At 64.5% G+C, this 10,784-nt stretch carries 18 protein-coding genes; 3 read left to right on the top strand and 15 right to left on the bottom strand.

Features of this window, described 5'->3' with window-relative positions:
• The first annotated feature begins 13 nt into the window (after positions 1 to 13).
• On the top strand, positions 14 to 511 hold the full coding sequence (locus ACSQ86_RS02240; protein ID WP_093104779.1) for a TlpA disulfide reductase family protein: 498 nt from the start codon (positions 14 to 16) through the stop codon (positions 509 to 511).
• A gap of 9 nt (positions 512 to 520) precedes the next feature.
• Here ACSQ86_RS02240 and ACSQ86_RS02235 read toward each other — a convergent pair whose 3' ends face one another.
• The gene (locus ACSQ86_RS02235) at positions 521 to 961 is read right to left on the bottom strand and encodes a c-type cytochrome (RefSeq protein ID WP_436302522.1); all 441 of its coding nucleotides are present in this window, start codon (positions 959 to 961) and stop codon (positions 521 to 523) included.
• 152 nt (positions 962 to 1,113) lie between these two features.
• On the opposite strand from ACSQ86_RS02235, the gene ACSQ86_RS02230 reads away from it, so the two are divergent.
• Together ACSQ86_RS02230 and ACSQ86_RS02225 are read left to right on the top strand one after the other, a co-directional pair.
• Positions 1,114 to 1,827 (top strand): cytochrome b/b6 domain-containing protein, encoded by a 714-nt coding sequence (locus ACSQ86_RS02230; RefSeq protein WP_436302521.1) that lies wholly within the window; start codon positions 1,114 to 1,116, stop codon positions 1,825 to 1,827.
• Positions 1,824 to 2,405, top strand: coding sequence for a GNAT family N-acetyltransferase (locus ACSQ86_RS02225; RefSeq protein ID WP_093104771.1), 582 nt, complete (start codon positions 1,824 to 1,826; stop codon positions 2,403 to 2,405). Before ACSQ86_RS02230 ends, ACSQ86_RS02225 begins: the two co-directional genes overlap by 4 nt.
• A gap of 12 nt (positions 2,406 to 2,417) precedes the next feature.
• Here ACSQ86_RS02225 and ACSQ86_RS02220 read toward each other — a convergent pair whose 3' ends face one another.
• The 14 genes from ACSQ86_RS02220 to rpsJ all read right to left on the bottom strand — a co-directional run bounded on the left by ACSQ86_RS02220 (position 2,418) and on the right by rpsJ (position 10,766).
• Positions 2,418 to 2,924, bottom strand: a complete 507-nt coding sequence (locus ACSQ86_RS02220) for a peroxiredoxin (protein WP_093104760.1) — start codon at positions 2,922 to 2,924, stop codon at positions 2,418 to 2,420.
• 72 nt (positions 2,925 to 2,996) lie between these two features.
• Positions 2,997 to 3,266, bottom strand: coding sequence for a 30S ribosomal protein S17 (rpsQ, locus tag ACSQ86_RS02215; protein WP_093104757.1), 270 nt, complete (start codon positions 3,264 to 3,266; stop codon positions 2,997 to 2,999).
• Positions 3,267 to 3,275: 9 nt separating this feature from the next.
• On the bottom strand, positions 3,276 to 3,533 hold the full coding sequence (gene rpmC / locus ACSQ86_RS02210) for a 50S ribosomal protein L29 (RefSeq protein ID WP_436295015.1): 258 nt from the start codon (positions 3,531 to 3,533) through the stop codon (positions 3,276 to 3,278).
• A gap of 15 nt (positions 3,534 to 3,548) precedes the next feature.
• Complete coding sequence (rplP, locus tag ACSQ86_RS02205; RefSeq protein WP_028250943.1) at positions 3,549 to 3,965, bottom strand: 50S ribosomal protein L16; 417 nt, start codon at positions 3,963 to 3,965, stop codon at positions 3,549 to 3,551.
• Between the two features lie 28 nt (positions 3,966 to 3,993).
• Positions 3,994 to 4,920 (bottom strand): 30S ribosomal protein S3, encoded by a 927-nt coding sequence (gene rpsC / locus ACSQ86_RS02200; RefSeq protein ID WP_093104748.1) that lies wholly within the window; start codon positions 4,918 to 4,920, stop codon positions 3,994 to 3,996.
• A 15-nt stretch (positions 4,921 to 4,935) separates the two neighbouring features.
• Entirely contained in the window at positions 4,936 to 5,268 is a 333-nt protein-coding gene (gene rplV / locus ACSQ86_RS02195; protein WP_019657678.1) for a 50S ribosomal protein L22, read from the bottom strand.
• A 9-nt stretch (positions 5,269 to 5,277) separates the two neighbouring features.
• Positions 5,278 to 5,556, bottom strand: coding sequence for a 30S ribosomal protein S19 (gene rpsS, locus ACSQ86_RS02190; protein ID WP_007838132.1), 279 nt, complete (start codon positions 5,554 to 5,556; stop codon positions 5,278 to 5,280).
• Between the two features lie 11 nt (positions 5,557 to 5,567).
• Positions 5,568 to 6,392, bottom strand: coding sequence for a 50S ribosomal protein L2 (gene rplB / locus ACSQ86_RS02185; RefSeq protein WP_093104747.1), 825 nt, complete (start codon positions 6,390 to 6,392; stop codon positions 5,568 to 5,570).
• Between the two features lie 2 nt (positions 6,393 to 6,394).
• Entirely contained in the window at positions 6,395 to 6,721 is a 327-nt protein-coding gene (gene rplW, locus ACSQ86_RS02180; protein WP_170855568.1) for a 50S ribosomal protein L23, read from the bottom strand.
• Positions 6,722 to 6,726: 5 nt separating this feature from the next.
• A complete protein-coding gene (gene rplD, locus ACSQ86_RS02175; RefSeq protein ID WP_093104745.1) occupies positions 6,727 to 7,347 on the bottom strand; it encodes a 50S ribosomal protein L4 in 621 nt (206 codons plus the stop codon).
• The gene (gene rplC / locus ACSQ86_RS02170; protein WP_126838203.1) at positions 7,348 to 8,028 is read right to left on the bottom strand and encodes a 50S ribosomal protein L3; all 681 of its coding nucleotides are present in this window, start codon (positions 8,026 to 8,028) and stop codon (positions 7,348 to 7,350) included.
• A gap of 182 nt (positions 8,029 to 8,210) precedes the next feature.
• The gene (locus ACSQ86_RS02165; RefSeq protein ID WP_436302520.1) at positions 8,211 to 8,720 is read right to left on the bottom strand and encodes a hypothetical protein; all 510 of its coding nucleotides are present in this window, start codon (positions 8,718 to 8,720) and stop codon (positions 8,211 to 8,213) included.
• An 11-nt stretch (positions 8,721 to 8,731) separates the two neighbouring features.
• On the bottom strand, positions 8,732 to 10,324 hold the full coding sequence (locus tag ACSQ86_RS02160) for a carboxypeptidase-like regulatory domain-containing protein (RefSeq protein ID WP_436308415.1): 1,593 nt from the start codon (positions 10,322 to 10,324) through the stop codon (positions 8,732 to 8,734).
• Between the two features lie 127 nt (positions 10,325 to 10,451).
• The gene (gene rpsJ / locus ACSQ86_RS02155; protein WP_028250951.1) at positions 10,452 to 10,766 is read right to left on the bottom strand and encodes a 30S ribosomal protein S10; all 315 of its coding nucleotides are present in this window, start codon (positions 10,764 to 10,766) and stop codon (positions 10,452 to 10,454) included.
• Positions 10,767 to 10,784: the final 18 nt, after the last annotated feature.

Raw genomic sequence — 10,784 nt, 5'->3', positions numbered from 1 at the left:
CCATCGTTCTCCCATGAAAAAAATCATCTACGCCGCCGCCATCGCGATCGCCCTGGCCATCGGCGTGGGCGTGTACCTGAGTACGGGAGTGTCGGCGGCGCCGGCATCGACCTTCGTGCTGCTCGACGGCAGCAAGAAGAGCACGGACGATCTTAAGGGCAAGGTCACGCTGGTCAATTTCTGGGCCACCAGCTGCGTCACCTGCGTGGCCGAGATGCCCAAGGTGATCGCCACCTACGACAAGTACAAGGGCCGGGGCTACGACACGCTGGCGGTGGCCATGAGCTACGACCCGCCGAGCTATGTGGTCAACTTCGTCGAAACCCGCAAGCTGCCGTTCAAGGTGGCGATCGACAACACCGGCGCGGTGGCGCAGGCCTGGGGCGACGTGAAGCTCACGCCCACCACCTACATCGTCAACAAGCGCGGCGAGATCGTGAAGCGCTATGTGGGCGAACCCGACTTTGCCGAGCTGCACAAGCTGATCGAGAAGCTGCTGGCCGAGGCCTGACCGGCCTGATCAGTCCTTACGGAAAGTATCGTGGCACGACTTGCACGTGTCACCCACCGATGCCATCGCGGCCTTGAGCGTATCCAGGTTGCCGGCAGCGGCCGGGAGCTTGCTGGTCTCGGCCATCAGCTTCTCGTTGAACTCCTTGAATTTCGGCTGTTCCTTCCAGATTTCCGGCTTGGCCTTGCCGCCCTCGGTCCCGGGGCCGAAGCCGGCCCAGGGCAGCTTGGAGATCTCGGCCACCACCTGGGCATTGGCGACCGCTGCCGCCGCGTCATAGGGTGCGCGACCGCTGGCCATGGCGCCAAGGCGGGTCACGTGCTGGCTCTGGATGAACATCGCACTCTGGCGATACTTGATGGCGTCTTCTTTCTTGGCAAACTGGGCGATCGCAGGCAGGCAGAGCGCGGCACCGGCCGCAGCCAGGGTGAACGAGGCAAGGCGATTCATCGTGTTTCCTTGTTAGAAAGCGCCATAGGGCTGGCGCCGCGACAAGTGTCCAGGGGCTGGGCGAGCGCCGTGCATAGAGACAACCCGAAGGCGCGACGGCCGCGACTTTGCTAATCTGCGTTTCCCGCAGCCTCGCGCACCCCATCCTCCCGATGTCCGACACCTTCGAGCCCAGCACGCGCCGCGCGAGCCTGGGTGACGCCAGCGCGACCCGTACGCGGGTCTGGGACCTGCCGACGCGCGTGTTTCACTGGGCGCTCACGGCGGCGGTGATCAGCCAGGTCGTGACCGGCTTTGCCGGCATCATGGAGTGGCACTTTCGCGGGGGCTACACGGTGCTTTCGCTCCTGCTGTTTCGCCTCGTCTGGGGCTTCATCGGCGGGCGCTGGTCGCGCTTCGCTGCCTTCATCTATTCGCCCGGCTCGGTCATGAACTACCTGCGCGGGCGTGCTCACCCGGACCACCTCATCGGCCATTCGCCGCTCGGCGCATTCTCGGTTTTCGCGCTGCTTGCGATCCTGGCGCTGCAGGTCGCGAGCGGCCTGGTGGCCGACGACGAAATCACCGCGTCCGGCCCGCTCACACGCTTCGTCTCCGGCGCGACGGTGAGCCTGGCCACAGGGTGGCACACCACGCAGGGCAAATGGATCGTGATTGCACTGGTCGGCCTGCATGTGCTGGCGGTGCTCTATTACGTGCTCATCAGGCGCCGCCGCCTGGTGCGGCCGATGATCTCGGGTGACAAGCTGCTGGTGGACGGCAGCGCCGCACCGAGCCGCGACGATGCCGCCTCGCGGCTGCTGGCCCTGGTGGTGTTCGCGGTGTGCGCGGCCTTTGCGGCGTGGATCGCGTCGCTCAGAGCATGAGCTTCTCTGCTTCACGCCCCCTGCCCCTGGCGGACACGCCGGACATCGTGCTGATCACGCCCGACGAAAGGCAGGAAATCGAGGCGACGCGCGCGATCTTCAAGGACTACGCGGCCTCGCTGGGCATCGATCTGTGCTTCCAGAACTTCGACGAGGAGCTCGCCAATCTGCCCGGCGATTACGAGGAGCCGCGCGGCGCGCTGCTGCTGGCGCTGGTCGACATCAAGGACGCGGCCGCGATGGCCGATGTGCCTCTGATTCAACGGGCGCAGGGCGGCCTGGCCCATGTCGCCGGTTGCTGCGCGCTGCGCCCCCTGGACACGTCCGACTATCCGAACGCGGCCGAAATGAAGCGGCTCTACGTGCGGCCCGCCTTCCGTGGCCTGGGGCTCGGCCGCCAGTTGGCCGAAGCCATGCTGGACGCGGCACGCGGCGCTGGCTACGCCTGCGTGCTGCTGGACACGCTCGACGACATGGAATCGGCGCGGGCCCTCTACGAAGATCTGGGCTTCGAAGAGGTGCCGCCGTACTATCACAACCCCATCGCGGGGTCGCACTACCTCAAGGTGGATCTTTAAGCTCGCGAGCGCTCAGCCGCGTGCTTGTGCGAGCAGCGTGTCGGCGTCGCTGACCTCGAACTTGCCGGGCGCTTCGACGTTGAGCGTCGCCACCTTGCCGTCCTTCACCAGCATCGAATAACGGTTGCTGCGCACGCCCATGCCGCGCGCCGTCAGGTCCAGCGTCAGGCCAGTCGCATTCGCGAAGGCGGCGCTGCCGTCGGCCAGCATGCGCACCTTGGCGCCGGTCTTCTGGTCGCGCGCCCAGGCGCCCATGACGAAGGCGTCGTTGACGCTCACGCACCAGATCTCGTCGACGCCGGCGGCCTTGAAGTCCTCGAAGTGCTGCACGTAGCCCGGCACGTGCTTGGCCGAGCAGGTCGGCGTGAAGGCGCCGGGCAGCGCGAACAGCGCGATGGTCTTGCCTGCGGCCGCCTTGGCCACGTCGACCGGATTCGGCCCGATGCTGCAACCCTCGCCTTCGACTTCGGAATACTCCTGCAGAGTCGCGGGAGGAAGGGTGTCGCCGACTTTGATCATCTGAACTGCTCCTGAAAAAGAAAAACGGCCCACATTGTGGGCCGCTTTTGCTTTGGCTGTATCGCCGGGGGATCAGACCAGCACGGCCTTTTCGACCAGGCGGGTCACGACCCAGTTCTTCGACTTCGAGATCGGCCGGCTTTCGGTGATCTCGATGGTGTCGCCCATCTTGTACTCGCCCTTTTCGTCGTGGGCGTGGTACTTGCTCGTCTTGGCCACGATCTTGCCGTAGAGCTCGTGCTTCACACGACGCTCGACCAGCACGGTCACGGTCTTCTCGCGCTTGTCGCTGACCACCTTGCCGATCAAGGTGCGCTTGAGGGATTTTTTAGCTTCCGTCATGTTCACTCCTTACTTGGCGGCTTGAGTTTCTTGCTGCTGCTTCTGCGCAAGAATGGTCTTGGCACGAGCGATGTCGCGGCGCGTGACGCGCAGCGTCGACGTGTTCGACAGTTGTTGCGTAGCCTTCTGCATGCGCAGGCCGAAATGGGCCTTCTGCAGATCCTTGATTTCGGTCTGCAGGCCGGCGACGTCCTTGTCGCGCAGCGCTTGCGCCTTCGACACCTTGGCCGGCGTGGCCGCGGCGTCCTTCTTCTTACGTGTTGCCATCAGTGTTCTCCTCGATCAGGCGCCGAGCTGGCGCGCGACGAAGGTGGTGCGCAGCGGCAGCTTGGCGGCAGCCAGGCGGAACGCTTCGCGGGCGAGTTCTTCGGGCACGCCGACGATCTCGTAGATCACCTTGCCAGGCTGGATTTCGGCGACGTAGTACTCGGGGTTGCCCTTGCCGTTACCCATCCGCACTTCGGCGGGCTTGTGGGAGATCGGCTTGTCGGGGAACACGCGAATCCAGATGCGGCCACCGCGCTTGACGTGGCGCGAGATCGCGCGACGAGCGGCTTCGATCTGGCGCGCCGTCAGGCGGCCGCGGTCGATCGACTTCAGGCCGAAGTCACCGAAGGACACCGCGTTGCCGCGGGTCGCGATGCCGGTGTTGCGGCCTTTTTGTTCCTTGCGGAACTTTCTGCGTGCAGGTTGCAGCATGTTTGTTACTCCGTGGATCTAAGAACGATCACTCGTTCTTGGCACCGTCAGCTGCTGCAGCTGGCGCGGGCTTGCGCACGCGCTTAACGGCGGGTTTCGAGTCTGCACCCGGTGCTGCCGGGGCACCACCAGTGGCTTCTGCGGGCTTGTCGCTGCCGTCGGCCGGAGCGACGTTGCCGCCGATCGGACCACGGGCACCGGCGCGCGGGCCGGGGCCGCGGCGGTCGGAACCGGGACGGTCGCCACCGGGGCGGCCATCGCGGCGCGGGCCACGCGGGCGGCGCTCTTCTTCGGGACGCGGCGTTTCGACGGCCGGCAGGTCGTTACGACCCAGCGTATCGCCCTTGTAGACCCAGACCTTGACGCCGATGACGCCGTAGGTGGTCTTGGCTTCCGAGGTGCCGTAGTCGATGTCGGCGCGCAGCGTGTGAAGCGGCACGCGGCCTTCGCGGTACCACTCGGTGCGGGCGATTTCGATGCCGTTCAGGCGGCCGGCCGACATGATCTTGATGCCCTGGGCACCCAGACGCATGGCGTTCTGCATGGCGCGCTTCATGGCGCGGCGGAACATGATCCGCTTCTCGAGCTGCTGCGTGATGCTGTCGGCGATCAGCTGCGCATCGATTTCGGGCTTGCGCACTTCTTCGATGTTCACTGCGACCGGCACGCCCAGCTGCTTGCCGAGTTCGCGCTTGAGGTTTTCGATGTCCTCGCCCTTCTTGCCGATCACGACGCCCGGACGTGCCGAGTAGATCGTGATGCGTGCGTTCTTGGCGGGACGCTCGATCAGCACGCGCGACACGGACGCGTTCTTGAGCTTCTTTTTCAGGTACTCGCGCACCTTGATGTCTTCGGCCAGCATGCCCGCGAAGTCGCGGTTGCTTGCGTACCAGCGGCTGGACCAGTTACGGCTGACCGCGAGGCGGAAGCCGGTGGGGTGGATTTTCTGTCCCATATTTCTTCCAGCCTCTTAGTTGCCGACCGTCACGTACACATGGCACGTCGGCTTGCTGATGCGATTGCCGCGACCCTTGGCGCGCGCGGTGAAGCGCTTGAGCGTGGCGCCCTGTTCGACGTAGATGGTCTTGACCTTCAGTTCGTCGATGTCGGCACCGTCGTTGTGCTCGGCGTTGGCGATGGCCGACTCGAGCACCTTCTTGACGATCACAGCGGCCTTCTTCTGCGTGAACTGCAGGATGTTGAGCGCTTGATCGACCTTCTTGCCGCGGATCAGGTCGGCGACCAGACGGCCCTTGTCGACCGAAAGGCGGACGCCGCGGAGGACTGCACGTGTTTCAGACATGGTCGTTCCTTACTTCTTCTGGACTTTCTTGTCCGCGGGGTGCCCCTTGAACGTGCGCGTGAGCGCAAATTCGCCGAGCTTGTGGCCGACCATCTGGTCGGTGATATAGACAGGCACGTGCTGCTTGCCGTTGTGCACGGCAATGGTCAGGCCGATGAACTCGGGCAAGACCATCGAGCGGCGCGACCAGGTCTTGATCGGCTTCTTGTCCTTGGTCGTCACGGCCTTGTCGGCCTTGGCCACCAGGTGGTGGTCGACGAACGGACCCTTTTTGAGAGAGCGAGTCATTGTGCTGTCCCTTATTTCTTGCGACGCGACACGATGAAGACCTGCGTGCGCTTGTTGTTGCGGGTGCGATAACCCTTGGTGAGATTGCCCCACGGATCGACAGGATGACGGCCTTCGCCGGTCTTGCCTTCGCCGCCGCCGTGCGGGTGGTCGACCGGGTTCATCACCACGCCGCGAACGGTCGGGCGGATACCCATCCAGCGCTTCACACCGGCCTTGCCGAGCTGGCGCAGGCTGTGTTCTTCGTTGGCGACTTCACCGATGGTCGCGCGGCACTCGACGTGCACGCGGCGAACTTCACCCGAGCGCATGCGGACCTGGGCGTAGACGCCTTCGCGGGCCAGCAGCGTGGCCGAGGTACCGGCCGAACGGGCGATCTGCGCGCCCTTGCCGGGCTGCAGTTCGATGCAGTGGATCGTCGAACCCACGGGAATGTTGCGGATCGGCAGCGTGTTGCCGGCGCGGATCGGGGCTTCCGCCCCGCTCAACAGCGTTGCACCGGCTTCCAGGCCGCGCGGGGCGATGATGTAGCGGCGCTCGCCATCGGCGTAGCACACGAGCGCGATGTGGGCGGTGCGGTTCGGGTCGTACTCGATGCGTTCGACCTTGGCCGGGATGCCGTCCTTGTTGCGCACGAAGTCCACCACGCGGTAGTGGTGCTTGTGGCCACCACCCTTGTGACGGGTCGTGATGTGACCGTTGTTGTTGCGGCCGGCCTTCTGGAACTGGGGTTCCAGCAGGGCAGCGTGCGGCGCACCCTTGTAGAGGTGGTCCCGCGAGATCTTCACCGCGCCGCGCTGGCCCGGCGAAGTGGGTTTCATCTTGATGACGGCCATGATTAAGCGCCTTCCCCAACGAGATTGAGCTCTTGACCGGCCTTCAGCGTCACATAGGCCTTGCGAACGTTGTCGCGGCGGCCGACGGACTTGCCGAAGCGCTTGGTCTTGCCCTTGGTGTTGAGCACCGACACGCCCTGGACTTGGACCTTGAACATCAGTTCGACGGCGGCCTTGATCTCGGGCTTGGTGGCGTCCTGCAACACCTTGAAAGTGACTGCGTTCGACTTCTCGCCGACCATCGTGGCCTTTTCGGACACGATCGGGGCGACCAGAACGCTCATCAGACGACCTTCGTCGAACTGACGCTGCTGCGGAGTCGGGTTCATGCGGCTCATGCGAACATCTCCTTGAGCTTGTCGACGGCGCCCTTGGTGACCAGCACCTTCTTGTAGTGGACCAGCGACACCGGATCGGCGTAACGCGGCTCGACGACGAGCACGTTCACCAGGTTGCGCGAGGCCAGGTACAGGTTCTCGTCGACTTCCTCGGCGATCACGAGCACGGACTCGAGATTCATCGCCTTGAACTTGGCGGCCAGCGCCTTGGTCTTGGGCGAGTCGACCTTGATCGAATCGACCACGGCCAGACGGCCTTCGCGAGCGAGCTGCGAGAAGATGGAGGCCATGCCGGCGCGGTACATCTTCTTGTTGATCTTCTGCGAGAAGTTTTCGTCGGGCATGTTCGGGAAAATGCGGCCGCCCCCGCGCCACAGCGGCGAGGAAGTCATACCGGCACGGGCACGGCCCGTTCCCTTTTGCTTGAAAGGCTTCTTGGTCGAGTGCTTGACCTGTTCGCGGTCCTTCTGGGCGCGCGTGCCTTGGCGTGCGTTGGCCTGGAATGCGACGACGATCTGGTGAACCAGGTCTTCGTTGTAGTCACGGCCGAACACGGTCTCGGGGGCGTCGTACTTCGACGCGGCCTGGCCTTGTTCGTTCAGGAGTTCGAGTTGCATTTACTTCGCTCCTTCAGCCGCTTGCGGCTTGGCCTTGACGGCCGGACGCACGGTGACGAAGCCACCCTTGGAGCCCGGGATCGCGCCCTTGATCAGAAGCAGCTGGCGTGCTTCGTCGATACGGATGACGTCGAGGTTCTGGGTCGTCACGGTGACGTCGCCGAGATGGCCCGTCATGCGCTTGCCCGGGAACACGCGGCCCGGATCCTGCGCCATGCCGATGGAGCCGGGGACGTTGTGCGAACGGCTGTTGCCGTGCGACGCCCGCTGCGAGCTCATGTTGTGGCGCTTGATGGTGCCGGCGTAGCCCTTGCCAATCGAGGTGCCTTGCACGTCGACCTTCTGGCCCACCGCGAACACGCTGGCCGCGGCAATCACGCCGCCGGCCTTGTGCTGACCTGCCGTATCGGCCGTCACGCGGAATTCCTGAATGATTTCGCCGGCTTCGACGCCAGCCTTGGCGAGGTGACCTGCTTCGGGCTTGGTGACGCGCGATGCCTTGCGCGAGCCGAACGTCACTTGCAGTGCGACGTAGCCATCGGTCTCTTGGGTTTTGATCTGGGTCACACGGTTGTTGGACACATCCACCACCGTGACAGGAACTGCATCCCCGTCATCGGTGAAGAGACGCATCATCCCCACCTTGCGGCCCAGCAACCCGAGGGAGTTGCTCAGACTCATTGGTTTTTCTCCAAAACTCCCGCCGCTGCCACTTCAATTGGCGACAGCGTTTGGTATGCGGAAGAAGGTTAATAAAGCTCTGCGCAACGAACACCAAAAAGGCGCAAGTTAGGCAGAGCCAAATATTATAGCCCGCGGACGGCCGCAAGAGCAAGCGGCCGAAAGGAATCGCGCAGCGGGCCCTATTTCACCGGCATCGACCGGATCTTGTCGCCGTCCGGCGTCTGCTTGAGCGTGTCGCTCGCGGGCATGGCGGAAGCGGCCTTGCCCACCTGCACGGGGACCGAGGTGGCGCTGGTGGCGCCGCGCTGGGTCGTGAACACATGGAGATAGCCGACGCCTTCGGCGCTGGGCACGACCTGGACCGTCAATGTCGTCGCCTGGCCAGCCGGCAGCGCCTGCGTTCCTCCGGCGCCGACCAGCGAGAGCCCCCCTTCGGCCGTCAGGCGGACCGAGGCGCCGGCGGGATCGGTGATGCCGTCGAAGCTCAGCACGACGGAAACCGCACTCCCGGCCTGCGGCGTGCCGTCGACGCGGTACTGGACGGAAACGCCGGAGCCGTTCGACTTTGCCGGCGCCGCGGTCATCTTGGGCGCACTGCGCTCCGGCTTGCTGTCGGCGCAGGCTTGCAAGGACACGCCCATCGCCAGCGACGCGACGACGATGGCTGCCAAGCTGCGATATGCACGCATGGATGCGCTCCTCAATTGATGGTGACGGTGAAGCATGTGTTCGACGACGAGTTGTTGAAGTCGTTCAAGACCAGAACGGCCTCGCCACCGGGGAGGCTGACAGTGGCGGTTTCGCTCGCACCTAGGCCGTCGGCCTCGGCGATTTGGCGTCCCGCGTAAACGACGAAATCCGGATCCGCGGCGGGAGGCCCTGTAACCGTGATCGGGTGATTGCCCGCCGGGGCGGTAAACCGCAGGTAGACGTAGCTGCCCAGCTTGTTGCCCGCCCCCGCCTGGTTGGTCACGCAAGCAGACGTGGCGCCCCCAACAGTGGCCGCTTTGTACATAGGCAAGGCAAAACTCTGGAGTCCAACGACGGTGCTGCCGTTCGTTTCCTGCACCCCGAAAGGATCGTTCGAGGCTGCATTGATACTCTGACCGGCGAGCAATGCGTTCAAGGCTCCGACGCTGCCTGGCGCCGCAGAATTGAAGGCGGCAGTGAACGGATGAATAGAGGTAACCGCGACGCCGTTCTTGAACGATGTGGCGGTCAGGGTGTCATGAATCGGCTTGAAGCCGACCTGGTTGTTCAGGTTCCAAAGGATCGAATGAATCGACGCCTCCCGGAACCAGCCAGGATTGGTCGGCGTGCCCGCGGTCAGGTTGAGGTTGCCCCCCTGCGCCTGGCCCGGGCCGGTGGAATCGGTGTAGTTGCTGCGTCCCAGCGCGATACCCGACCAAGCATTGCCCCAGCCCTCCGAAAACGCCAGCCGCCGGTCGAGCAGCTCGCTCAAGGAATGGCTGCCGCCTGGCGAGTCGTCGCGGCTGAAGGCCGACTGGTAGTAGTGCCCCCACTCGTGCGCCACGACGGGGGCGTCGTATTCGTCGGTATCGACATTCTCCTTGCCCAGCACGTAGATGGCGCGGCCCGTGCTCCTGTTGGTGAAGAAGGTCGTTCCGATCTGCCCCAGCGCCAGATTGCCCGTCGCCGGTACGTTGTTGACGCTCCAGAACACGCGCAGCAGCGGGAAGGCAGTGCCCGGCGCCACCGAGAGAACTTTGGCCTGAGTCGTATAGATCGTGTCGAGCAGCGCGAACGGCCCGCCGACGCGGGTCGAGGCATAGCTCGTGCCGTCCCAGCCGGAGGGTGCGTGGACGTCGCGCGTGAGCGTGGCCACCACGCCGGTGGGAAACGCGGGCGTTTCCATCGCGTAGATCGCGTCGGACTGGGTGTTGTCGCGGACTGTGACGTCCCAGCTCGCGCCCGAGCCGGTTTGCAGCATCTGGGCCTTGACCCGCACCACGACGGTTGTGTTGGAAGGCACGGAAACGGAATAGGCGCCGCTGGCGTCGGTGCTCGCCGTCGCCACTACCGCCGATGCGCCGTTGACGACTTCGACCACAGCGCCACGAACCGGCTTGATCGCGATGGCCGAATAGTTCAGCGTCCCTGTCGCATTCGGCACCGAATCGAAAGTAACAGTGCCGTTCAGCGTGACGGTCGTCGCGCCCGGCAGTCCCGCGATCGGAAAACCGCCGCCGCCCCCGCCTCCGCCGCCACATGCGCCAAGCACCACCGCGACAGCCACCGCAAAGGCCCGCAAGAGCCATGTTCTAGTCTTCATCTTCGCCCTCTGAGCGTTCACGTCCCGGCCAATCGCCGCCCCCCCGGAGAATGCCACAGCCAAGTGTCAAAAAACAAAGCCCGCCGGCATTTCTGCGGGCGGGCTCTTGTGAAGTAACCGAAGTTTCTTATTGAAGCTTGATCTCGACGTCCACGCCGGCCGGCAGGTCGAGCTTCATCAGCGCGTCCACGGTCTTGTCGGTCGGGTCGACGATGTCCATCAGGCGCTGGTGCGTGCGGATCTCGAACTGGTCGCGGCTCGTCTTGTTGACGTGCGGCGAACGCAGGATGTCGAAACGCTTCATGCGGGTCGGCAGGGGCACGGGGCCCTTGACGATCGCGCCGGTGCGCTTGGCGGTGTCCACGATCTCGGCGGCCGACTGGTCGATCAGCTTGTAGTCGAACGCCTTCAGGCGGATGCGGATTTTTTGCTTGGTGGCCATGGTGATTCCTTTGTGCGC

Source organism: Variovorax sp. LjRoot130, from assembly GCF_964253755.1.
Classification (GTDB): domain Bacteria; phylum Pseudomonadota; class Gammaproteobacteria; order Burkholderiales; family Burkholderiaceae_C; genus Variovorax.
Note: the sequence above shows the minus strand (reverse complement) of the source record. Positions and strands in the feature narration are given on the sequence as shown.

Bases quoted from the DNA above. Each gene is read 5' to 3' on its own strand.
- rplC (WP_126838203.1), bottom strand. From the start codon at position 8,028: ATGAGTCTGAGCAACTCCCTCGGGTTGCTGGGCCGCAAGGTGGGGATG.
- rplW (WP_170855568.1), bottom strand. From the start codon at position 6,721: ATGAACCCGACTCCGCAGCAGCGTCAGTTCGACGAAGGTCGTCTGATG.
- rplD (WP_093104745.1), bottom strand. From the start codon at position 7,347: ATGCAACTCGAACTCCTGAACGAACAAGGCCAGGCCGCGTCGAAGTAC.
- ACSQ86_RS02160 (WP_436308415.1), bottom strand. From the start codon at position 10,324: ATGAAGACTAGAACATGGCTCTTGCGGGCCTTTGCGGTGGCTGTCGCG.
- ACSQ86_RS02240 (WP_093104779.1), top strand. From the start codon at position 14: ATGAAAAAAATCATCTACGCCGCCGCCATCGCGATCGCCCTGGCCATC.
- ACSQ86_RS02165 (WP_436302520.1), bottom strand. From the start codon at position 8,720: ATGCGTGCATATCGCAGCTTGGCAGCCATCGTCGTCGCGTCGCTGGCG.
- ACSQ86_RS02220 (WP_093104760.1), bottom strand. From the start codon at position 2,924: ATGATCAAAGTCGGCGACACCCTTCCTCCCGCGACTCTGCAGGAGTAT.
- rplV (WP_019657678.1), bottom strand. From the start codon at position 5,268: ATGTCTGAAACACGTGCAGTCCTCCGCGGCGTCCGCCTTTCGGTCGAC.
- rpmC (WP_436295015.1), bottom strand. From the start codon at position 3,533: ATGGCAACACGTAAGAAGAAGGACGCCGCGGCCACGCCGGCCAAGGTG.
- rplB (WP_093104747.1), bottom strand. From the start codon at position 6,392: ATGGCCGTCATCAAGATGAAACCCACTTCGCCGGGCCAGCGCGGCGCG.
- rpsC (WP_093104748.1), bottom strand. From the start codon at position 4,920: ATGGGACAGAAAATCCACCCCACCGGCTTCCGCCTCGCGGTCAGCCGT.
- rpsS (WP_007838132.1), bottom strand. From the start codon at position 5,556: ATGACTCGCTCTCTCAAAAAGGGTCCGTTCGTCGACCACCACCTGGTG.
- ACSQ86_RS02225 (WP_093104771.1), top strand. From the start codon at position 1,824: ATGAGCTTCTCTGCTTCACGCCCCCTGCCCCTGGCGGACACGCCGGAC.
- rplP (WP_028250943.1), bottom strand. From the start codon at position 3,965: ATGCTGCAACCTGCACGCAGAAAGTTCCGCAAGGAACAAAAAGGCCGC.
- ACSQ86_RS02235 (WP_436302522.1), bottom strand. From the start codon at position 961: ATGAATCGCCTTGCCTCGTTCACCCTGGCTGCGGCCGGTGCCGCGCTC.
- ACSQ86_RS02230 (WP_436302521.1), top strand. From the start codon at position 1,114: ATGTCCGACACCTTCGAGCCCAGCACGCGCCGCGCGAGCCTGGGTGAC.
- rpsJ (WP_028250951.1), bottom strand. From the start codon at position 10,766: ATGGCCACCAAGCAAAAAATCCGCATCCGCCTGAAGGCGTTCGACTAC.
- rpsQ (WP_093104757.1), bottom strand. From the start codon at position 3,266: ATGACGGAAGCTAAAAAATCCCTCAAGCGCACCTTGATCGGCAAGGTG.